Below are 20,642 nucleotides of genomic sequence, written 5' to 3' on the forward strand. Positions count from 1 at the left end.
GCCACCGACGCCACCCGGCGCGGACGAACTGAGGGAGCGCGATACATGCGCAAGACGTTGGAGTCGCTCAGCGACAAGCTGCTCGGTGTTTTCGTGGCCAAGGTCGACGTGGGCGCGGCCTGCCCGCCGGACCCGTACTACAAGCACTGCTACTGCCGTGAGCGCAGTGACTTCCGCCAGCGCTGTTCGCAGAACGGCGCGTGCAAGGAGTTCTGCGGACCCTGCGTGGTCTTCCGGACCTGCGGCGCGTGACCGACCGCCGTGGGTGGCGGCGGGTTTCGCCACCCACGGCCCCTTCCTTCTAGCTTCGGAGACTTGCCATGTCAGTGCTCACCGCCGCGGTCGTGGTCGTCGGAATCCTGTGCCTGCTGGACCTGTTGCTGAGCTTCGGCATCATCAGGCGGTTGCGTCAGCAGAACGAGGCGCTGCGCGACCTGCGGGAGAAGCAGTCGGCGGAGGAACCGCCCATCATGCTGACCGCCGGTGCGCACATCGCACTGTCCGATGTGGACGTTTCCGGCGCGCTGGTCGGGTTCTTCTCGCCGAACTGCGAACCGTGCAAGGAGCGCATGCCGCAGTTCATCGAGTACGCGACCGGCCACCGCGGCAAGGTCATCGCGGTCGCCGCCGGACCCGCCGAGGAGGTCGCCGACATGGTCGTGCGCCTCGGTGAGGTGGCCGAGGTCGTCGTCGAGGAGATGGGCGGAGAACTGCACAACGCGTTCGGCACCACCGGTTATCCGGCGGTGTGCCTGGTCGACGACTCCGACACCGTGCTGGCGAGCGGCTGGGAGATGTCCGCGCTGCCGGCTCTCGCGTCCCGGTGACCACCGATCTCGGCGCTCGCCGGGTGCTGTCGCTGCTGGTCAGTGCGTTCGGCCTGACTCGAGCGGCCGCGCCGGCGGGCACACCGGTGTACGTCGTGCTGAGTCTGCTCGGCGGCGTCGTGCCGTTGGCGGCGGCGTGGTGCACCAAGATCCTGCTGGACGGCCTCGCGGTGGGCGGTGGCTGGGCGGCGCTCGTGCCGTGGGCGGTCGCGCTGGCGTTGACCGGTCTGGTCAGCGGCCTGCTCCCGGTGGTGACGGAGTACCTCAAGCAACGGCTGGACCGTGCGGTTTCCGTGCTCACGATGGACCGGCTCTACCAGGCGATGGGCCGGCTCACCGGGCTGGCGCGGATGGAGGACCCGCGGTTTCGCGACAAGCTCCAGCTCGCGCAGCAGGCCGGCCGCAGCGGGCCCGGCCGGCTCGTCGACGACGGGCTGGGCGCGGTGCAGGCGGCCGTCACCACGGCCGGGTTCCTCGGCACGTTGCTGGTGCTCAACGCGGGCATGGCGGTGATCGTGCTGGTCGCGGCGGTGCCGGCGTTGGTCGCGCACATGCGGCTGAGCCGTGCCAGGGCCGAGGTGATGTGGTCGATCACGCCCGCCGAGCGGCGCGAGGTGTTCTACGCGGAGCTGCTGTCGAGCCTGGACGCGGCGAAGGAGCTGCGGTTGCTGGGTCTCGGCGACCTCTTCCGGCGCCGCATGCTCGTCGAGCTGACGGCGGCGCACGTCGTGGTGCAGGGCCAGGACCGCCAGGACGCGCGGGTGCGCGGGCTGCTCGCCGGGCTGACCGCGCTGGTGTCGGCGGCCGGGCTGATCTGGTCGGTGTGGCTCGCCGTCTCGGGATCGCTGTCCATCGGTGACGTCGCGATGTTCGTGGCCGCGATCGCCGGGGTGCAGGGCGCGTCGCAGAGCCTGGTGCACAACATCGCCTCCGCGCACCACTCCGTGCTGTTGTTCCACCACTACCGGGAGATCGAGGCGCAGCCACCGGACCTGCCGGTGTCCACCGACCCGGTTCCCTTGCTGCGCCAGGGGATCGAGCTGCGCGACGTGTGGTTCCGCTACGCCGACGACCAGCCGTGGGTGCTGTGCGGGGTGAACCTGACGATCCCGCACGGGCGTTCGCTCGCGCTCGTCGGGCTGAACGGCGCGGGCAAGTCGACGATCGTCAAGCTGCTGTGCCGGTTCTACGACCCCAGCCGTGGCGCGATCCTGTGGGACGGCGCCGACATCCGGTCATTCGCCGTCGACGAGCTGCGTGCCCGCATCGGCGCGGTCTTCCAGGACTACATGAAGTACGACCTCACCGCTCTGGAGAACATCGGCCTCGGTGAGGTGTCCGCAATGGACGATCGCGCACGCGTCGTCGCGGCGGCGCAACGAGCAGGCGCGCACGACGTCGTCACGGCGTTGCCCCGCGGCTACGACACCTTGTTGTCGCGCATGTTCGTCGACGAGGCCGACCGCGAGGACCCGGAGACCGGCGTGCTGCTCTCCGGCGGTCAGTGGCAGCGGCTCGCCCTGGCGCGGGCGTTCCTGCGCGACCGCAGGGACCTGATGATCCTGGACGAACCCAGCTCCGGCCTGGACGCGCAGGCCGAGCACGAGGTGCACAGCAGCCTGCGCCGGCACCGCGAGGGCGCGACGAGCGTGCTGATCTCGCACCGCCTCGGCACGGTCCGCGACGCGAGCGTGATCGCCGTGCTGACCGGCGGACAGGTGTCGGAACAGGGCACGCACGACGAGCTCATGTTCCTCGGCGGGGACTACGCGCGGCTCTTCCGCCTGCAGGCTTCGGGATACGACGAGGTGGTGACCGGATGATCTGGGTGGCGCTGGCGGTGCTCGGTGCGGTGGTGGCGTGGTTGCTCGTGTTGCGCAGCCGGTTGCTCGTCGTGACGGTGCACGGCGTGAGCATGGAACCGACCTACCACTCCGGCGACCGGCTGCTGGTCCGGCGGGCCCGGCTGGACCGCGTCCGCGCCGGCCAGGTCGTGGTGGTGCAGGTGGAGGCTTCGACGCCGGACGACCCGACGGGCGGCCGCCTGGTGAAACGCGCGGTGGCCGTGCCGGGAGATCCCGTGCCGCCGCGGATCCCGGTGCCCGGTCCGCGCGTGCCGGTGGACAGCCTGCTCGTGCTCGGGGACAACCTCGCGCGCAGCAACGACTCCCGGCGGCTCGGCTATCTCCACGCGGACGCGCTGATCGGCGTGGTGCTCCGTCCGCTCGGATCGAGGTGACGTGATGACAACCGGGGCCGCGGTCCTTTGTGGACTGGTTCTGTTGATCTCTGCGGTGAGCAAGGTGCGCACCGCGAACGACTACGCCGAGTTCGTCGCCTCGATACCGGCCTTCGAGATTCCGGCGCGGTGGACGCGGCTGTTCGCGGTGCTGACGGTGGTGGCGGAGTTCGGGATCTCGGGACTGCTGCTCGCGTCGCTGATCGCCGGGTACTGGGCGGCTGTCGCGGGACTGGTTCTGGCGGCCGGCATGTTCGCGGTGCTGACCGCCGTGGTGTGGCGCGCGGTGTCGCGGCGGTCCGGCGCGGTGTGCCGGTGCTTCGGGCGTGCTCGCACCACGCTCACGCACAGGCACACCGCGCGCAACGCCTTCCTGTTGGGAGTGGCGGTTCTCGGACTGTCTGCTGTGGACAACGCGTTCGATCCTGTCGTCGCGGGTCTGGCGGCAGCGGTCGGCGTGATCGGTGCGGTGCTGGTGGTGCGGTTCGACGACCTGGCCGACCTCGTCGCCGGCCCGGTCTAGGCGCGGTAGGCGTCGAGGAGCAGTCCGTGGAAGTGGTGCACCCCGTGTTCGGACAGGCCTGACCCCTCCGGGTCGTAGACGATCCGGCCCTGGTCGAACGCGGGCGTGCGCATGCCACGCTGGACGCTCTCGACGATGCTGATGTCCTGCTGCTGCAACACTTCGTGGATGTACCGCACGCCGTCCTGTTCCGCGGCGGTGAGCTCGGTCGTCTCGAAGTAGAAGTCCCACGTTTCGCGCGTGCGTTCCGGGCCGTCCGGAAGGATCTGCAGCACCATGAAGTTGTCCCGGCCCGGGTAGCGCAACAGGCACGTGTTGGGCCCACAACCACCACACCGCGTGCTGGTTGACCGTCGCGCCCGACACGTCGTACGCGGAGTTCTCGTGCTTGCCCGCCTCGGCGAAGTGGCTCGACCAGATGCCGTGCGTCTTCACGTCGTAGGTGCCCATGTCGACGAGGTCGACGAACTCGGGATGCGCGATGTGGCAGTGGTAGCACTCCAGGAAGTTGTCGACGACGTTCTTCCAGTTGGAGTCGATCTCGTAGGTGAGCCGCTTGGCGTGCGTGAGCCCGGCGACGTCCGGCGCCCAGAAGTCGATCTCCGCCTTGAGATCCGGGGCCTGTTCCGCCAGAGCTTTCGCGGACGGGTCGAGGATCACGTAGACGAAGCCGCAGAACTCCTCGACCTGCACCTGGTCCAGGCGGATCTCGGACTTGTCGAACGTCTCCATGCGATCCGCGCGCCGGGCCGCCTTCAGCGAGCCGTTCAGGTCGTACGTCCACGCGTGGTACGGGCACACGATGTTGCGTGTGACGCCGGTGCCTTGCAGCAGTTCGTGCGCTCGGTGCTTGCACACGTTGTAGAACGCCCGGAGCGTTCCGGCCCGGTCGCGGACGATCGCGATCGGCATGCCGGCGACCGTCGCTGCCACGTAGGCGCCGGGCTCGCGGAGCTGCTCGACGTGGCAGACCCATTGCCACGTACGGGAAAACACGGTCTTCTGCTCGAAGTCGTGCCACCGCGGCTCGACGTAGGCCTCGGCGCGCAACGACATCGACCGCGCGGGATCGTCGTGGTGGCCGGAGGAAACTCGCGCAACGTCGTCGGCCGTGACCCCCAAGGTCACCCTCCCAGTCTGGTGGGCAGGCGTTCGAAACCGCGCAGGACGCGGGTCGGACGGCGAGGGGCGCCGGCCAGCGGGCGCAGGTCGGGGAAGCGGTCGAAGATCGAGCGCAGACCGATCTCGCCCTCCATGCGCGCGAGCTGGGCGCCGAGGCAGTAGTGGCGACCGGCGCCGAACGACACGTGGTCGCGGGCGTTGGCGCGGGTGACGTCGAAGACGTGCGGGTTCTCGAAGACCTCGGGATCGCGGTTGGCCGCGGCGAGCACCGTGGTGACGAGCTGGCCGCGCCGCACCGGAACGCCCGCGATCGTCGTGTCACGCGAGCACATGCGGCCGGTCAACAGCACTGGTGGGTCCACGCGCAGCACCTCGTCGACCGCGTTGCCCCACAGCTCCGGCCGGGCTCTCAGGACTTCGAGCTGCGCGGGGTTCTTCGTGAGCAACGAGATGCCGTTGCCCAGCAGGTTGACGGTGGTCTCGAAGCCCGCGGCCAGGACGAGGCCCGCGGTGGCCTTGAGCTCGCGTTCGGTGAGGCCGGCACCGTCCTCGCGCGCGGTGATCAGGCGGCTGAGGAGGTTGTCGCCGGGGTTGGCGCGCAGGGCGTCGAGGTGGCGGGTGAGCCAGGCGTCGAACGTGCTGAGCGTGGTCTCGACGTTGCGGAACACCCGCCACGACAGGCCCAGGTCGAGGCTCGGGGCGGCGGCGCCGCCGAGCGCCAGGACGGTCGCGCGTTCCTCGGGCGGGACGCCGAGGATCTCGCTGATCACGGTGACCGGGAGCAGGCCGCAGTAGGCCTCGATGAGGTCGACCGGGTCGGTGGGGTCGAGGCTCGCCAGCAGCTCGTCGGCGATCGACTGGGTGCGTTCACGCAGCTGTTCCACGGCGCGGGCGGTGAAGACGCGGGTGACGAGCTTGCGGTAGCGGGTGTGCTGCGGCGGCTCGACGACCAGCAGCGACGGCGGCTGGACGGGATGGGTGACGTCCGTGGCGGACCACGCGGCGAGCTTGCCGAGAATGCCGGCGCCGTAGCGGGGTCGGGTCGTGACGAGGGCGTCGTTGGTCAGGACCTCCCGGACGATCGCGTGCCGGGCCGTGGTGTGGCCGACCTTGGTGGCGGCGATCGGCCCGCGGGCGCGGATCTCGTCGAACAGGCCCGTGAGGTCGGCGCCCGTGGACGCCTCGACGGTGATGCGGCCCTGGAGGTCACCGCGCCGGGCTGCCAGGCGCAGCACCGCCCGTGGCAACGCGTGGCCGATGCTCCACCGCACTGCCGGTTTGACGTGCTCGTCCGCGAGACTCATCAGTTCCGCAGCGTGCCCAGTGAACGGCCGTGCGTCAACGGTATTCTGCCGCGCCATGGAAATCCGGGCCCTGCTCGACCGCGTGACGCACGAGGACAGCCGGCGTGAGGTCGAGAACTTCGTGTCGGAGCAGGGCATCACGTCGTTCGACGAAATAGTGGAGCTCATCGCCACGTCCGGCGACGGCCAGGTCGTGCGGTCCGCTTCCCGCGCGTTCTCCCTGCTGCAGGCCGCCGACGAGGTGTACCTCGCCGCGACCCGGCATCCGCACGCGACGGTCCGGAAGGTGGCCGCGAGCATGTTCCGCGGCGAGCAGGCGTTGCGGCACGCGCGCGAACTGCTGCCCGTGCTCGCGGACGAGGACCACTACGTGCGACAGGAAGCGTTGTGGGCGTTCGGGACCATGGGCCCGGACGTGTTGCCGCTGCTGCACGAGACGCGCCGGACGGCTCGTGGCGCCGTCCGCCGGGGAGCGCTGGCGGGGATCGTCGAGGTCGCCGGGCCGGACGCGATGTCCGCCGCGGACCGGAAGATGATCGAGCGGTACATCCGGGTCAAGATCGAAGAAGAGATGTACGGCACCGAGGAGATGCATCTCTGCGGCGGCTGGTTCGCCCTCCGGACCGAGGACCAGGCCGCGGTGCTCGAGGTGTGCGGCCTGAAGGACCCGACGCCGGTCACCAAGATCCTCGGTGGCGCGGCCTGGAACAACGACCACCACGCGTGGGCCAAGGACGAGGAGCACGTGCGGTGCGCGCGGGTCTACGTCACGGGTGCCTGGGACGGCTGGACCCTGGTGTTCGGCGAACCGTTCGCGCACGCGGACAGACCGGTGACGGAGATCTGCGCGGTGCTGAGCGCGGTCTTCGGCGAGGCGCATTACTACGGCATGAGCTGCGGTGACGGCTGGACGGCGTGGTGCATCGCGGAAAGCGGCGAGGTGGTTCGCTACTACGACGCGTCCAAGCCGGAAGAGCAGATCGGTGAGCTCGACGTCGAGGACGGCAGGGGCCTGCCGCACGACTGGAGCGACGAGAACGACGACCTGGACGACATCTGGGCCACGGAGGTCGCCGAGGAGCTGTCGGTCGACCCCACGTACTTCGAGGGCGACATCGAGGGGCACGGCGTGCTCGCGCTGACCCGGTGCGGCCGGACTTACGGCTCTCCCAAGGGTTTCCTGCAGATCTAGGCCCAGGCGCGGCTACGTGACTGCGCCGCGCGCGGCGGCGACGAACTCGCGCATCCGGCCGTGGTCCTTGACGCCCCGGCTCGACTCGATGCCACTCGACACGTCGACACCCCACGGCCGAGCCACGCTGATCGCTTCGACGACGGTCTCCGGCGCCAGCCCGCCCGCCAGCACCCACGTGCCGGTCGGCGGGTTGTCCCTGAGCCTCGTGATGTCCCACTGCTCGCCCGACCCCGCGACGGGGGAGTCGATCAGCAGCAGCTCCTCGCCGAACGCGCCGGTGCGCACGTCGGTGCCCGGACCGAGGGCGGTAGCCCTGACCAGCCCGAACGGGTGGCCTGCCAGCTCGTCGAAGGCTTCCTTCGGGTAGTCGCCGTGCAGCTGCAACGCCCGCACGCCGGTCTTCAGCGCCAGCTCGGCCGCCTCGGCGGCCGTGATGCCGCGCACGACGGCGACGGTCAGCACGTGGTCCGGGACGGCCGCGACGAGCCGCCGGGCCAGGTCGGCGTCGATCTGGCGGGGGCTGGTGGTCAGCACGAAACCGACGGCGTCGGCCCCGGCTTCGACCGCCACGGCGACGTCGGACTCGGTGCGCAGACCGCAGAGCTTCACGAACACGCTCACCACCCTACTGACCCGGTGTCGCGCAGCTAACAGTCACACCAGGGCCCGCTGCCTGGTCCTACTTGTAGAGACACGGGCAATGGAGGCCGCGATGACGCACCCTGAACATCAGATAGCCACCTCAGTGCTGGTGATCGGCAGCGGCGGCGCGGGACTGCGCGCCGCGATCGAGCTGGCCGAGCGCGGCGTCGACGTGCTGGTCGTCGGCAAGCGTCCCAAGGCCGACGCGCACACGGCGCTGGCGGCGGGCGGCATCAACGCGGCGCTGGCGACGATGGACCCCGCAGACACGTGGCAGCAGCACGCGGCCGACACCATCAAGGAGAGTTATCTCCTCGCGAACCCGGACATCGTGCGGATCGTCGCCGAACAGGCTCCGCGCGGTATCGCCGACCTCGAACGATGGGGCATGCCGTTCGCGCGCGAACAGGACGGCCGCATCTCGCAACGGTTCTTCGGCGCGCACACGTTCCGCCGCACGTCGTTCGCCGGCGACTACACCGGCCTGGAGATCCAGCGCACACTCGTGAACCGGGCCGCGCAGCTGAACATCCCGATCCACGACACCTGCTACATCACGCAGATCCTGGTGCGGGACAACGTGGTCTTCGGCGCGTACGGGTTCGACCTGGACAACGGCACGCGGTACGTCTTCCACGCGGACGTGGTGATCCTCGCGGCAGGCGGTCACACCCGGATCTGGCGCCGGACCTCCAGCAGGCGTGACGAGAACACCGGTGACTCGTTCCGCCTGGCCGTCCAGGCAGGCGGCCGCGTCCGCGACCCCGAGTTGGTGCAGTTCCACCCGTCCGGCCTGCTCGAACCGGAGAACGCGGCCGGCACCCTGGTGTCGGAGGCGGCCCGCGGCGAGGGCGGCGTGCTGACGAACGCGCTGGGGGAGCGGTTCATGACCCGCTACGACCCCAAGCGCAGGGAACTGTCCACACGGGACAGGGTGGCGCTCGCCGCGTACACCGAGATCAAGGAAGGCCGCGGCACCCCGAACGGCGGCGTGTGGCTGGACGTCTCGCACCTGCCGCGCGAGCAGATCATGCGCCGGCTGCCGCGGGTCTACCAGACGCTGCTCGAGCTGCAGATGAAGGACATCACCCGCGAGCCGATGGAGATCGCGCCGACCGCGCACTACTCGATGGGCGGCGTGTGGGTGTCGCCCGCCGACCACTCGACGGGCGTCGAGGGCCTGTTCGCGATCGGTGAGGCGTCCAGCGGCCTGCACGGCGCGAACCGTCTCGGCGGCAACTCGCTCATCGAACTCCTGGTGTACGGCCGGATCGTCGGCGAGGCGGCGGCGGAGTACTCGGCTTCCCTGAGCGCGCAACGCCGTTCGCGAATCGTGCTGGGAGAGGCGCGTTCCGAGGTCGACGGGTTGCTGAGCGCGGACGGCCCGGAGAACGTCCGTGCCCTGCAACGGTCTCTGCGCAACACGATGACCGAGCACGCGGGCGTCGTCCGCGACGAGTCGTCGCTGCGCAAGGGACTCGCCGAGCTGGACCAGCTTGAAGAGCGCATCGGCAACGTCGGCGTGCACCCGGACCTCGCCGGCTACCAGGACCTCGCGCACGCCTTCGACCTGAAGGCGTCGGCACTCGCCGCCCGGGCGACCCTGGAGTGCGCTCTGGAACGTCGTGAGACGCGCGGTTGTCACAACCGGTCGGACTACCCGGACCTCGATCCCGCGCAGCAGGTGAACCTGGTCTGGTCGGGGCCGGGCTGGATCGACCGGGAGGAGATCCCACCGGTGCCGGACGAGATCGCGTCGCTGATGAGGGACGTCGACACGGCAGGCAAGCTGGTCGAGTAACGGCGAGGGGGGCGGGAACACCCGCCCCCCTCGTTCACACCGCCCGCATGTGCTTGCGCGCTTCCAGTTCCTCGTGACCAACGACGGTGAGCACCGGCGCGCCCGGCTCGCAGATCATGGTCACGACCAGCACGGACTCCTCGTCGTCGAACGCGTTCGCACCCTTGTAGTGGATCACGTCGCCGCCCGGCTCGGAGAACGCCTCGCCCGCACGGATCATCCGCTCCGGCGCGCCTTCGAGCTCGAAAACGGTGGCGCCCTTCACGACGTAGCCGTAGACGGGGCCGGGATGCCGGTGGGGCGGCGCGCCGGGGCTGCCGGGCGGCAGGGTGACCAGGATCGTCCGTGCCACGAGACCGTCCGGAACCGGTGCGACGCCGGGTACCTCGGCGAGGATCTCGACCTTCGCCGGTGGGCCGCCCGCGACTGGTGGGTGATGCAGAAGTTCGCTCATGCCAAGCAAGACCGGGCAGCCCGCTGTTCTGTGACAGCGTCAGGCCACGGCCGCCTTCCCGGTCCGCCGCGGTGACCTGCCTCGCTCGATCATCGGCAGCTCCACGAACCGGTACGTCACGTCAGCGATCCCCACGGCCACCAACGACGTCAACAGGGCCATGACCAGCCCGGACGCCCCCGACAGCAGCACGATGGAGTGCGCGAGCGACTGCACGAGGTAGATCGAGTACGACCGCTCGCCGAGCCACACCATCGGGCGAGCCGACAAAAGCTGCTGAGCGAGCCCGGGAGCGAGCAACGCGGGCAGCATCAGCCCCACGGCCACCGCGTAGACAGGCACCGCCGACACGAAACCGGGGACGGCGCCGTCGAGCGCGCCCGAGATCAGCGGGAGCGACAGGTGCACGCCGAGGAACAGCAGGATCACCCACGGCGTCATGAACGGCCGGAGCAACGCGAACCCGCGCCGGTTGTTCATGAGCAGCGCCACGGCACACCCGGTCAGCACGGTGAAGTAGTGCACCGACCAGCCCTTGGGGTCCGACGATACGGTGAAGGGCACAACGGCCAACGCGAGCGTCATCAGCCCGACGGTCACCCACGGCCGCCACCGAGGCTGCAGCACGAACGCCAGCAACGGCCACACCAGGTAGAACTTCTGTTCCACGCCAAGCGACCACGACTGCCCGTACGCGCCACCGTGCCCGAACTCGTTGAGAAAAGTCAGGTACAGCGGGAAGTCACGCCCGAGCGGGTTCTGCCAGAACTGCCCGGCGATCACCAACCCGACCGCCGTCACGAACAGAACCACGAAGTACACAGGGAGGATCCGGAACGCCCGGCGCCGGTAGAACCGCGCGAGCGAGATCCGCCCGTTGCGCGCGTGCTCTCGCAGCAGCAACGTCGTGATCAGAAACCCCGACAGCACGAAGAAGATCTGGACCCCGAGCCAGCCCTGCAGAAACCCCGGCCCGCCGTAGTGGAAGAACACCACCATCAGCGCGGCGACGGCGCGAACGCCATCCAGCGCTGGAAAGCGTTTCAACGCCAGGAAGTCGTCATGGGTCATGAAACCTCCTGGTCGCAGGACGTCACGACGTTCCCATGAGGACGGTCACATTCCCCGGCACGGAACGCAAAGGCGCGCATCGGCCAAGAAGCAGACGTGAACGAGACAGTGTTGATCAGGCAGCTCGCCGGCGACGTCGCGCCGATGTCCCCCAGCGCGTTCGAGGCCGGGCGAAGGCGAATTCTCACGCTGCACCGGTGGGTCGGGGCGTGCCAGGTGACCCGCGTGCTGTGGTTCGTGGCACTGGCGGTGCTGCCGGTCGTCCTGGCCGCGACGGGCGCCTACCTCCTCGACCTGCAGGTGTACCGGACAGGCGGGCTCGCGTGGCGGGAAGGGGTTCCGCTCTACGCCGGCTTTCCCGGCACGCTGGACGGGCCGCGATTGCCGTTCACCTACCCGCCGATGGCCGCGGTCCTCTTCAGCGGCCTCACGTTCCTGCCGGTGTGGGCGGTGAACACCCTCGTGACGGTCGTCAACTTCCTGTGCCTGTCCGTGGTCTGCTTCCTGGTCACCAGGCGGCTCACGCAGCGGGCGACCGTCGTGTGGACGGTCAGCGCGGCCGTCTCCGTCGCGGCGCTCGCCCTGGAACCGGTGCTCTCGACGTTCCTCTTCGGTCAGATCAACCTGCTGCTGATGGCGCTGGTGGTCGTGGACTGCCTCGCCGTCACCGACCGGCGGTGGCGCGGGGTGCTCGTCGGGGTGGCCGCCGCGATCAAGCTGACTCCGTTGATCTTCCTGCTGTACTTCCTGGTGCGCGGGGACCGGCGGGCCGCGCTCACCTCGGTCGCGACCTTCGCGGGTCTCGCCGGTGCCGGATTCGTCCTGGCGCCCAAGGACTCCGCCGAGTTCTGGTTCCACGCACTGCTCGACCCGAGTCGCGCCGGCGGACTCGCCTACATGGCCAACCAGTCGTTGCGGGGCGTACTGCACCGGTTCAACCCGGGCCAGCCCGCGGAAACGCTGCTGTGGGTCCTGCTGTCCGGGGTCGTCGTGCTACTCGCGGTGGTCGCCGCGCGCCGGACTCGTAACGATGTCGTGGCCCTTGTCGCAATTGCGACGGCCGGTCTGCTCGCCTCGCCGGTCTCGTGGTCGCACCACTGGGTGTGGTGCGTACCGGCGTTCCTGGCGCTGGGTTTCCTGCGCGGCAACGGGACTCGAGTGGCGCTCGCGGCACTCGTCGTGGTGTTCTCGATCAGGCCGTTCACCTGGTTGCCCGGCACCGGCGACAGGGAGGTGCTGTGGACCTGGTGGCAGCACCTCTACGGCGACGTGTACACGTGGATCGCGATCGGCCTGCTCATGACGCTCGCCGTCACCGCCGTGACAGGACACGCGTGAGTGCAGACAGGTGAAATCCGGTACTCCGCACCTTTGGACGGTATTTTCGTACCCGGCATGCCGCTAGCCTGTACTCCGGTACACAATTAGACGGGGGTTCATGTATGGCGGGGACGCGACGCGTGGCCGAGCCCGCGGCGCCGACTCAGGCTGTCGGGAGGCGCGAGCGGCACAAGCGGGCCATGTACGAACGTTTGTACACGGCGTCGATCGAGCTGTTCACAGAACAGGGATACGAAGAGACCTCGATCGAGGACATCACCGAACGGGCTGATGTCGCGCGAGGCACCTTCTTCAACTACTTCGACAAGAAGGAGGAGGTCATCGCCGCGTGGGGTGCGCGGCGACGGGACACTCTGCGCGAAGAGCTCGGCGCGATCGCGGGTGGGGGCCTGGACGCGCTGACGTGCCTGGAGAACTGCATGAAGGCGCTCGCGAGGATCAACAAGCTGGAGTGGCGCACCACGCAGGTCATGCTCGCGGCCTGGGTGCGGTGCGGCCATCCCATCTTCGAGGAGCCGTACGCGACGTCGTTGTTCGCGGAGATCGTGACCGCCGGCAAGCAGGCGGGTGAGATCGCCGACCACGTCGACCCGACGCTGGTCGGAAACATCCTGCGGGATGTCTACCTGGGGACGCTCTACCGGTACGTGGGTCGTGGCAAGCAGCCGACGACGCTCGCCAGCGAGCTCGTCACGACCCTCCGCCTGGTGATCAACGGAATACTGGACAGATAGGGGACCGGTTCACGCCACGAAGCTGTCGGCGAGCGCTCCCACGTTCTCCGGTCCCAGCAGCAGCGTCGCGGGAACCGTTCTCCCCAGCGACTTCTTGAGCCGGGCGGCGAGCTGCGCGGCCATCAGGGAGTCGAGTCCCAGGTCGCGCAACGCCCGCCGGGTGTCGAGGCGGTCGCGGGTCGTGCCGAGAACGGCCGCGACGTGGCCGAGCACCACCTCGCGTGCGGGTTCGTTCTGAGGTGCGACCGGTTGTTCCTCGCGCGGCGCGGGCACCGGCACCTGTCGCGCTGCTCGTGCGGTCCGCAGCAGCTTCGTGACCAGGCCGTTCAGCTGTGCGAACGGGGCCGGCGCCGCGGTGCGGACGGTGATGCCGCTCAGCTCGGCGAAACACTCGTGGCGGGCGTCGAACAGCCGGACGTCGACCACCGGCTTGCCGCGCCGCCGTCGTGCCACGGCCCAGAACTCGCCGTTCGCCCGGCCGGTGACCCGCACCCGGTCCACGCCGAGCGGGACCGCGGCCGAGCCGAGCGCGAGCAGCACTGCCTGCAGACCTGTCTCCAGGACGACAGAGGTGCTCGTGCCGGCGGAGTCGAACCGGGCCACCGCGATGTCCTGCCCGCGCCACGCCTGCCTCAGCGCGCGGAACGGGCCCTCGAACTCGTAGCCGTGCCGCGTCGCCAGTTCCCGGAACTCGGTGTCCCGCACGTACTCGCGGCAGCGTTCCAGCGCCCATTCCAGCTCGATCGTGCTGATCGGTGCGCCCCGTCCCAGCTCACCGCTCGCGCACCGCCTGCCTTCTTCGTCGTGGACGGTGAACGCGCGCACACCTCCGCGTTCGGGCTTGAGCGTGATCGTCAGCGTCGGTAGGGACTCCGGGTCGACCGTGACCAGTTCGTGGAACCGGACGTTCTGCAGAGCGTGGTCCCCGCGGGCCACCGTGAGCACGGCCTCGAACAGCACCGCGGCCGGCAGCGGCGTGAGGCCCCGGAACCGCAGCCCGCGCAGGGCTTCCGCGACGCCGAGGGTCGCCGTGTCGATCTCGTGGGAGATCTCGGTGTCCGCGGTGAACGACTCGAACCAGTACTCCTGGTGCTGCCACGGGTAGGCCGGCAGTGCCACGGTGCGGCCGCCCCCGAACCAGTTGTCCCAGTCGACCGCCACGCCGGCGACGTGCAGGGAGCCGAGAGCCGAGGTGATCGTGCGGAGCTCCGGTTCCTCGCGCAGCAACGATGCGACGGTCACGGCCTCGCCGATCGCGTTGACCGCCTTCAACAGCACCGGATGCGGGCTGATCTCCAGCACCACGGTGTGCGGGGAATCGGCCAGGACGCGGCGCATGGTGTCGTTGAGCCGCACGGTCTGCCGCACGTTGTCCGCCCAGTACCGGGCGTCGAGCTCGCGCCGGCCGCACTCCACAGTGGACCGGAAGTCGATCCGCGGCGCGTGCGGGCGCAGGTCGTCGAGCTGCTCGCGCAACGCCTTGGCGACCTTGTCCATCAACGGCGAGTGCGACGCCACGTCGACGTCCTTCACCGGGCGGCACGCGATGGCGAGCGACTCCAGGTCCTCCGCGACGATCTCCATCAGCTCCACCGGTCCGGCCAGCACGCACGTGCCGGGGGAGTTGTCCGCCGCCACGCACACCTCACCGCGGTACCGGTCGAGCAGGTCCTCCGCGCGTTCGGCGGACAGTTCGGTCCACAGCATCGCGCCGCTGCCCGCCGTCTCCCGCATGAGCGTGCTGCGGCGGCAGATCACCGCGGCCGCGTCCGCGACCGACAGCGCTCCGGCGATCTGCGCGGCGGCCACCTCGCCCATGCTGTGGCCGACCACGACGTCCGGTTCGACGCCCCACGACCGCCAGTGCGCGGCCAGCGCCACCTGCACGGCCCAGAGCAGCGGCTGGATGACGTTGATGGTCTCCTGCCACGGCTCGGCGCCCGTCAGCACGTCCGCGACGGACCACCCGGCCTCCTCGCGCACGGCCGCGTCGCACTCGTCCAGCGCGGCCCGGAACGCTGGCGAGGTCTCGTAGAGCTCACGGCCCATGCCGCGCCACTGGGAGCCCTGGCCGGGGAAGAGGAAGACGAGCTGGGGCCGTTGCGTCGCTTCACCCGACGTGGTCCGGCCGTCGAGGAACGCCCTCAGCCCCGCCTGCAGCTCCGCGGCCGTCGTGCCCGTGACCGCGAGCCGGTGCTCGTGGTGGTCACGCCGCACCGCCGCCGTGTAGCAGACGTCCTCGACAGCCTCGTCCAGGAATTCCACGTATGCCTCGGCACTCGTGCGCAACGCGGCGACGGACTTGGCGGACAACGTCAGAACCCGTGGCCTGTCACCAGGTTCAGCGACAACACCGGACGGCGGTCCCGTGAGCACGACGTGCACGTTGGTGCCCGAGATGCCGAACGAGCTGACGCCCAGGACCGGTCGCTCGGCGCTCAGCTGTTCGTTGCGGGTGACGAGGCGCAACGGCCCGCTGGTCAGGGTTTCGGCCTGAACTCGGGCGTGCAGGGAAGCCGGCACCGTGCGGTGCTCGGCGATCAGCACCGCCTTGATCAGCCCGGCGATGCCCGCCGCCGCCTCCGCGTGGCCGATGTTGCTCTTCACGGACCCGAGCAGCAGAGGGCGCTCGCGTCCCGCGCCGGCGACCTCGCGCAGGGCTTCGAGCTCGACCCGGTCACCGACGCTCGTGCCGGTGCCGTGCGCCTCGATGTAGTCCACAGTGGAGGGATCGAGCCCGGCGTCGAGGTACGCGGCCGAGAGCATCTCGACCTGACCGCGCACCGCGGGTTGCAGCAGAAGCCCGCTCCCGCGGCCGTCGTTGCTGATCGCGCTGCCGAGCACCACGGCGCGCACCCGGTCACCGTGATCAGCCGCGTCGGCCAGCCGCTCGAGCACCACCGCGCCGACACCTTCACTTCGCACGAACCCGTCCGCGTTCACGGATCCGAACTTGCAGCGCCCATCGGGGGCGAGCATCGACGCCTGCGAGTAGGCGATCGCGTCGTCGGGCAGCAGGATCACGTTGACCCCGGCGGCGATCGCGATGTCGCACTCCCCGGCCAGCAGCGCCTGGCGGGCGTTGTGCACGGCCACCAGCGACGACGAGCACGCCGTGTCGACCACGATGGACGGACCGCGCAGGTCGAGTGCGTAGGAGAGCCTGCCGGACGTGACGGCGCGCAGTTCGCCGCCCGCCGCGTGCCGGACGTCGTGGTGGCCTGCGTTGCGGCCCGCCTTGCCGTACTCGGCGGTGGCCTGGCCGACGAACACCCCGACGCGGCGCCCGGCGAGCTCGGACGGCCGGATTCCCGCGTCCTCCAACGCTTCCCACGCGACCTCCAGCAGCAGGCGTTGCTGCGGGTCCATCGCGCGGGCCTCGCGCGGTGAGATGCCGAAGAACTCCGCGTCGAACCCGCGGACGTCGTCGAGGAACCCGCCGTGGCGCGAGATCGTCCTGCCCGGCGCGGGTACGGGCGAGTACCACTCGTCCACGTCGAACCTGTCGCGCGGGATCTCGGTGACGGCGTCGGTGTTGCTCCTCAGCAGATCCCAGAACGCGTCGACGGAACTCGCTCCGGGAAAGCGGCAGGACATCCCAGCGACGGCGACCTGCCGGGGCGTGTCACCGGCGTTCGCACGAGATCTGTCGGACATGGAGGCATGGCGGTGTGACACGGTCCCCCCGTGGGTTCAAAGTGGTTCCAAGTACAACTATGTACCCGAAACCAAGTTTAGCCAGCTCGGTTGACCGCTGGAAGGCAAACGTACGCAATTGCCGGTGCGGCCGAGAGTCCTGACACCACGGTCTCGCAGGGTGGAACGAGAGGCCCTACACTCAAAGTCGGTCTTGCGTTCAAGTTTGTACTCGCGTACTCACTACAGCGGTCGACGGTCCAGCAGGGGGAGATCCGCACATGGCCCGGTTCGTGGTCGAGATGGTGTTCGAGACAGAAGACGAGCGGTTAGGCGAGGCCCGGCCCGCCCACCGCAGGTACTGGGAGGACCTGGCCGTACGGGGCGTACTGCTGGGGGGCGGTCTGTACACGGACGAATCGGGAGGACTGATGCTGTGCGAGGCGGCTGACGACTCCGCGTTGCGCCGTTTGGTCGACGGCGATCCTTATGTCCGCGGGAAATTGGTGCGCAGCGTGAAGATTCGCGAGTGGCACGTGCTCGTCGGCGGGTTGAAACCGCCGGCCGGTCGTGAGCCTGAACCGCAGCAATTGGGATTCACTATGGGTTCTGGCTCGGGTTCGCTCATTTCCCGCATCGAGAACGGGCCGCGCATCACCCGCGCCGCAGTGGCCGCCAGTCGCGCTCTCACGGCGCACGAGCAGCGGATCGCCGCGCTGATCGTGGGCGGCAAGACCAACCGCGAGATCGCCGGCCAGTTCCGGGTCTCGGTGCGCGCGGTCGAACTGCACATCACCAGCATCTACCGCAAGCTCGGCATCAACCGCAGGGCGCAGCTCGCCTCCGCCCTGGTCGCGTGACAGGGGCTTTCCCATGAGGTTCGGCGTCAACGTTCCCAACTACGGCGACCGCGCGGCACCCGGCGAGATCCTGCGCTGGGTGACGAGCATCGAGGAGCTCGGCTACCACCTCGCGATGGTGTCCGACCACGTCGCGCTCACCCCGGACGTGGAGCGGCTCTTCCCCGCGCCGTTCTACGACCCGTTCGCCACGCTGTCGTGGCTCGCGGGCCAGACCACCCGCGTCGAGCTCGGCACCACCGTCATCGTGCTGCCGTACCGGCATCCGCTGCTGATGGCGCGGATGGCCGCGTCGATCGACCAGTTCAGCGGCGGCCGGCTCGTGCTGGGCGTCGCGGCGGGCTGGGCTCCCGCCGAGTTCGCCGCGGTCGGCGCCGACTACCGTTCGCGCGGCCGGATCGCGGACGAGTCGTTGCGTGCGATGAAGGCGTTGTGGGCCAATGACATAGCGAAGTTCGATGGCTCGCACGTCCGGTTCGGCGCGGTGGCGACGGGACCGCGGCCCGCGCGGCCGATCCCGGTCTGGGTGGGCGGGCACAGCACGGGTGCGATGCGGCGGGCCGTCCTGTACGGAGACGCGTGGCACCCGACTTCGGTGCCTCCCGGGTATCTGGAGCAGATCGGGATGCCGCAGCTCCGGCGCGTCGCCGAGCAGCGGCAACGGCCCGTGCCCGCGCTGGTGCCGCGCATCAAACTGAGGATCACCTCTCGCTCGTTGCCCGACCACAGCCGGCTTCTCGGCGAGGGAACGGTCGAGCAGCTCCGCGGTGATCTGCGCGCGCTGGAGTCGTTGGGGGCCACGCACATTGTTCTGGATACGACATATCCGGGCGAGACGGTGAGGAAGCCAACCGAGCACTACCTGGGGTTGCTGGAACAGGTTGCGTCCGAGATCGTGGATCTGGAGACCGGCGAGGTGCGCTGATGGGTGATCTGGACGTCCGCAAACTCCGAATGCTGCGCGAGCTCGACGAACGCGGCACCGTCGCCGCCGTCGCACAGGCGCTGCACCTCACGCCGTCCGCGGTGTCGCAGCAACTCGTGGCGCTGTCGAAGGAAGCGGGCGTCCGATTGATCGAACCGGTCGGCCGCCGCGTTCGCCTCACGGATGCCGCCCGTGTGCTGCTCAGGCGTGCCAACGAGATCTTCGCCGAGCTGGAGCGCGTGCAGGCGGATCTCCTTGCGTACTCAGAAGGCTCGGTGGCAGAGGTACGTGTCGCGGGCTTCGCTGCGACGCTGTCGGGCCTGGTGCTGCCCGCCGTGCGGGAACTGCGCGACAGCCATCCCGGTGTCGCCGTGCGGCTGGTCGAGTCGGATCCGCCGCACTCGTTCGACCAGCTCGTGCGCGGCGACGTGGACGTGGTGCTGAGCCTGGAGTCCAAGGACAGCCCGGCGGCCACGGACCGCCGCTTCCACCGCGTCGCGCTGCTGGCCGAACGGTTCGACGTCGCCCTGCCCGTCGACCACCCGCTCGCGCACGCGCCCGTGGTGAAGCTGGCGCACCTGGCGAACGAGGCGTGGATCTTCTCCAACACCGGGACGTGCCGCGACATCTCGTTCGCCGCCTGCATCGCGGCCGGGTTCACGCCCGAGATCGTCCACCACATCGGCGACTGGGAGGCGACTCTCGGCGCGGTGGCACTGGGTCTCGGCCTGGCGCTGGTGCCGAGGCTGATCAACGCCGGGCTGCGCGACGACGTGGTGATCCGGGTGCTCGACGCCGAGCAGCCGACCCGGCACGTGTTCGCGGCGGTGCGCCGGGGCAGCGAGGAGGCGGCACATCTGGAGGCGGTGCTCGGCGCGCTGACCGCGGCCGCTGAGCTGAAGGCGGCCGATCGTGAAGTTTCCCTGCACGATTGAGAGCGGAAAATCTCGATGGAACTCACCTCACGCGCGTGTGAAGCTGGTGGCGGAACTTCTCCGGTCTGGATTCCCAACGTGAGGAACAGGGATTTCTGATGTCTGCTGCCGTGTCCAGGATGAGCCTGGTGAGGTTGATCGCGCTCGGCCTCATCTGGGGCTCGGTCTTCCTCTTCATCAAAATCGCCGGATTCGCCTTCTCGCCCGTGCAGATGGTGTTCGCTCGGCTGGTGCTCGGGGCGATCGTGCTGCTGCCGTTCGTGTACAGCCGCGGCGGGAAACTGCCGGCGTTCGGCTCGATCTGGGGGCATCTCGCGATCGCCGCGCTGCTCGGCAACGCGATTCCGTGGGTGCTCTTCGCGTGGGGTGAGCAGCACGGGTCGTCGAGCGTCGCGGGTGTCGTGAACTCGACGACGCCGCTGTGGACGATCGTCGGCGCGTACATGCTCGGGCAGGACCGCAAGGTGACCGCCACCAAGATCGGCGGTGTGGTGCTCGGCATGGTCGGCACGATCATCATCGCGGCGCCGTGGAACGCCGGGTCCGCGGGCAGCACGAGCAGCATCGTGGCGTTCATCGTCGGCACGGTCAGCCTCGGCGCGAGCTTCGCCTACATGGGCAGGTTCCTGGCAGGGCGCGGGATTCCGCCGCTCACCCTGGCGGCCTCGCAGCTGACCGCCGCGAGTGCGTTGCTGCTGGTAGCGATGCCGTTCGCGGGCCTGCAGCCGTTGCATCTGCGCACCGACGCGCTGATCGCGATCGCCGTGCTCGGGCCGATCTGCACGGGACTCGCGTACGTCCTGAACTTCCAGCTGATCACCAAGGACGGCCCGACCGTCGCGTCCACCGTCACCTACCTCTTCCCGATCGTCTCGGTCGCTCTCGGCGCGCTGGTGCTCGGTGAGCCCGCCGGATGGCCGCTCTACGTCGGCGCGCTCGCGTCCGTCGCCGGGGTGATGCTCGTCCGCCGCAAGCCCAAGGCGGCCGTTGCGTCATCTCCATCCCCGGCACCGGCGGCGGCGAAGGCCTGACC

Annotated in this window: 18 protein-coding genes and 1 pseudogene; 13 read left to right on the forward strand and 6 right to left on the reverse strand. The window is 69.7% G+C overall.

The annotated features are described in order from the left end of the window. The first annotated feature begins 45 nt into the window (after window positions 1-45). From ABZ345_RS09135 to ABZ345_RS09155, 5 genes are all read left to right on the forward strand, one after another. Window positions 46-252, forward strand: a complete 207-nt coding sequence (locus ABZ345_RS09135) for a hypothetical protein (RefSeq protein ID WP_359844613.1) — start codon at window positions 46-48, stop codon at window positions 250-252. A 68-nt stretch (window positions 253-320) separates the two neighbouring features. Next, window positions 321-827 (forward strand): hypothetical protein, encoded by a 507-nt coding sequence (locus ABZ345_RS09140; RefSeq protein WP_359844615.1) that lies wholly within the window; start codon window positions 321-323, stop codon window positions 825-827. Beyond that, window positions 824-2,650 carry an ABC transporter ATP-binding protein gene (locus tag ABZ345_RS09145; protein ID WP_359844617.1) on the forward strand — a complete coding sequence of 609 codons (1,827 nt, stop codon included), beginning with the start codon at window positions 824-826 and terminating at the stop codon, window positions 2,648-2,650. The genes ABZ345_RS09140 and ABZ345_RS09145 overlap by 4 nt, the downstream gene beginning before the upstream one ends. Beyond that, window positions 2,647-3,066 (forward strand): S26 family signal peptidase, encoded by a 420-nt coding sequence (locus tag ABZ345_RS09150; protein ID WP_359844619.1) that lies wholly within the window; start codon window positions 2,647-2,649, stop codon window positions 3,064-3,066. Before ABZ345_RS09145 ends, ABZ345_RS09150 begins: the two co-directional genes overlap by 4 nt. A 4-nt stretch (window positions 3,067-3,070) precedes the next feature. Beyond that, window positions 3,071-3,589 carry a MauE/DoxX family redox-associated membrane protein gene (locus ABZ345_RS09155; RefSeq protein ID WP_359844620.1) on the forward strand — a complete coding sequence of 173 codons (519 nt, stop codon included), beginning with the start codon at window positions 3,071-3,073 and terminating at the stop codon, window positions 3,587-3,589. Here ABZ345_RS09155 and ABZ345_RS09160 read toward each other — a convergent pair. Both ABZ345_RS09160 and ABZ345_RS09165 read right to left on the reverse strand, forming a co-directional pair. Next, window positions 3,586-4,645: pseudogene (locus ABZ345_RS09160) on the reverse strand (ring-hydroxylating oxygenase subunit alpha). The gene ABZ345_RS09155 and the pseudogene ABZ345_RS09160 overlap by 4 nt on opposite strands. Before the next feature lie 68 nt (window positions 4,646-4,713). Next, complete coding sequence (locus ABZ345_RS09165; protein ID WP_359844621.1) at window positions 4,714-6,015, reverse strand: cytochrome P450; 1,302 nt, start codon at window positions 6,013-6,015, stop codon at window positions 4,714-4,716. 55 nt (window positions 6,016-6,070) lie between these two features. Between ABZ345_RS09165 and ABZ345_RS09170 the strand changes: the two genes are divergently transcribed. Beyond that, a complete protein-coding gene (locus ABZ345_RS09170; RefSeq protein ID WP_359844623.1) occupies window positions 6,071-7,207 on the forward strand; it encodes a HEAT repeat domain-containing protein in 1,137 nt (378 codons plus the stop codon). Window positions 7,208-7,219: 12 nt separating this feature from the next. Here the strand turns inward: ABZ345_RS09170 and ABZ345_RS09175 are convergent, their stop codons facing one another. After that, window positions 7,220-7,825 (reverse strand): phosphoribosylanthranilate isomerase, encoded by a 606-nt coding sequence (locus ABZ345_RS09175; RefSeq protein WP_359844625.1) that lies wholly within the window; start codon window positions 7,823-7,825, stop codon window positions 7,220-7,222. 97 nt (window positions 7,826-7,922) lie between these two features. Here ABZ345_RS09175 and ABZ345_RS09180 point away from each other — a divergent pair, with 97 nt between their 5' ends. Beyond that, complete coding sequence (locus tag ABZ345_RS09180; protein ID WP_359844627.1) at window positions 7,923-9,653, forward strand: FAD-dependent oxidoreductase; 1,731 nt, start codon at window positions 7,923-7,925, stop codon at window positions 9,651-9,653. A gap of 34 nt (window positions 9,654-9,687) precedes the next feature. Here ABZ345_RS09180 and ABZ345_RS09185 read toward each other — a convergent pair whose 3' ends face one another. Beyond that, window positions 9,688-10,107: a cupin domain-containing protein gene (locus tag ABZ345_RS09185; protein WP_359844629.1), complete on the reverse strand. Its 420-nt coding sequence runs from the start codon at window positions 10,105-10,107 to the stop codon at window positions 9,688-9,690. Between the two features lie 39 nt (window positions 10,108-10,146). Next, window positions 10,147-11,178, reverse strand: a complete 1,032-nt coding sequence (locus ABZ345_RS09190; protein WP_359844631.1) for an acyltransferase — start codon at window positions 11,176-11,178, stop codon at window positions 10,147-10,149. 96 nt (window positions 11,179-11,274) lie between these two features. Here ABZ345_RS09190 and ABZ345_RS09195 point away from each other — a divergent pair, with 96 nt between their 5' ends. Both ABZ345_RS09195 and ABZ345_RS09200 read left to right on the forward strand, forming a co-directional pair. Continuing rightward, window positions 11,275-12,516, forward strand: a complete 1,242-nt coding sequence (locus tag ABZ345_RS09195) for a glycosyltransferase 87 family protein (RefSeq protein ID WP_359844632.1) — start codon at window positions 11,275-11,277, stop codon at window positions 12,514-12,516. Between the two features lie 182 nt (window positions 12,517-12,698). Further along, window positions 12,699-13,253, forward strand: coding sequence for a TetR/AcrR family transcriptional regulator (locus tag ABZ345_RS09200; RefSeq protein ID WP_359844634.1), 555 nt, complete (start codon window positions 12,699-12,701; stop codon window positions 13,251-13,253). 9 nt (window positions 13,254-13,262) lie between these two features. Here ABZ345_RS09200 and ABZ345_RS09205 read toward each other — a convergent pair whose 3' ends face one another. Beyond that, on the reverse strand, window positions 13,263-16,910 hold the full coding sequence (locus ABZ345_RS09205; protein ID WP_359844636.1) for a beta-ketoacyl synthase N-terminal-like domain-containing protein: 3,648 nt from the start codon (window positions 16,908-16,910) through the stop codon (window positions 13,263-13,265). Window positions 16,911-17,170: 260 nt separating this feature from the next. On the opposite strand from ABZ345_RS09205, the gene ABZ345_RS09210 reads away from it, so the two are divergent. From ABZ345_RS09210 to ABZ345_RS09225, 4 genes are all read left to right on the forward strand, one after another. After that, window positions 17,171-17,749: a LuxR C-terminal-related transcriptional regulator gene (locus ABZ345_RS09210; protein ID WP_359844637.1), complete on the forward strand. Its 579-nt coding sequence runs from the start codon at window positions 17,171-17,173 to the stop codon at window positions 17,747-17,749. Between the two features lie 13 nt (window positions 17,750-17,762). Further along, window positions 17,763-18,674, forward strand: a complete 912-nt coding sequence (locus tag ABZ345_RS09215; RefSeq protein ID WP_359844639.1) for a TIGR03619 family F420-dependent LLM class oxidoreductase — start codon at window positions 17,763-17,765, stop codon at window positions 18,672-18,674. Next, window positions 18,674-19,609: a LysR family transcriptional regulator gene (locus tag ABZ345_RS09220; protein WP_359844641.1), complete on the forward strand. Its 936-nt coding sequence runs from the start codon at window positions 18,674-18,676 to the stop codon at window positions 19,607-19,609. Before ABZ345_RS09215 ends, ABZ345_RS09220 begins: the two co-directional genes overlap by 1 nt. Before the next feature lie 98 nt (window positions 19,610-19,707). After that, window positions 19,708-20,640, forward strand: coding sequence for a DMT family transporter (locus ABZ345_RS09225; RefSeq protein ID WP_359844643.1), 933 nt, complete (start codon window positions 19,708-19,710; stop codon window positions 20,638-20,640). Window positions 20,641-20,642 lie beyond the last annotated feature (2 nt).

The sequence above is a fragment of the Lentzea sp. NPDC005914 genome (assembly GCF_040629405.1).
Lineage (GTDB): Bacteria > Actinomycetota > Actinomycetes > Mycobacteriales > Pseudonocardiaceae > Lentzea.

Bases quoted from the DNA above. Each gene is read 5' to 3' on its own strand.
- ABZ345_RS09135 (WP_359844613.1), top strand. From the start codon at position 46: ATGCGCAAGACGTTGGAGTCGCTCAGCGACAAGCTGCTCGGTGTTTTC.
- ABZ345_RS09140 (WP_359844615.1), top strand. From the start codon at position 321: ATGTCAGTGCTCACCGCCGCGGTCGTGGTCGTCGGAATCCTGTGCCTG.
- ABZ345_RS09150 (WP_359844619.1), top strand. From the start codon at position 2,647: ATGATCTGGGTGGCGCTGGCGGTGCTCGGTGCGGTGGTGGCGTGGTTG.
- ABZ345_RS09155 (WP_359844620.1), top strand. From the start codon at position 3,071: ATGACAACCGGGGCCGCGGTCCTTTGTGGACTGGTTCTGTTGATCTCT.
- ABZ345_RS09165 (WP_359844621.1), bottom strand. From the start codon at position 6,015: ATGAGTCTCGCGGACGAGCACGTCAAACCGGCAGTGCGGTGGAGCATC.
- ABZ345_RS09170 (WP_359844623.1), top strand. From the start codon at position 6,071: ATGGAAATCCGGGCCCTGCTCGACCGCGTGACGCACGAGGACAGCCGG.
- ABZ345_RS09180 (WP_359844627.1), top strand. From the start codon at position 7,923: ATGACGCACCCTGAACATCAGATAGCCACCTCAGTGCTGGTGATCGGC.
- ABZ345_RS09185 (WP_359844629.1), bottom strand. From the start codon at position 10,107: ATGAGCGAACTTCTGCATCACCCACCAGTCGCGGGCGGCCCACCGGCG.
- ABZ345_RS09190 (WP_359844631.1), bottom strand. From the start codon at position 11,178: ATGACCCATGACGACTTCCTGGCGTTGAAACGCTTTCCAGCGCTGGAT.
- ABZ345_RS09200 (WP_359844634.1), top strand. From the start codon at position 12,699: ATGTACGAACGTTTGTACACGGCGTCGATCGAGCTGTTCACAGAACAG.
- ABZ345_RS09205 (WP_359844636.1), bottom strand. From the start codon at position 16,910: ATGTCCGACAGATCTCGTGCGAACGCCGGTGACACGCCCCGGCAGGTC.
- ABZ345_RS09210 (WP_359844637.1), top strand. From the start codon at position 17,171: ATGGCCCGGTTCGTGGTCGAGATGGTGTTCGAGACAGAAGACGAGCGG.
- ABZ345_RS09215 (WP_359844639.1), top strand. From the start codon at position 17,763: ATGAGGTTCGGCGTCAACGTTCCCAACTACGGCGACCGCGCGGCACCC.
- ABZ345_RS09220 (WP_359844641.1), top strand. From the start codon at position 18,674: ATGGGTGATCTGGACGTCCGCAAACTCCGAATGCTGCGCGAGCTCGAC.
- ABZ345_RS09225 (WP_359844643.1), top strand. From the start codon at position 19,708: ATGTCTGCTGCCGTGTCCAGGATGAGCCTGGTGAGGTTGATCGCGCTC.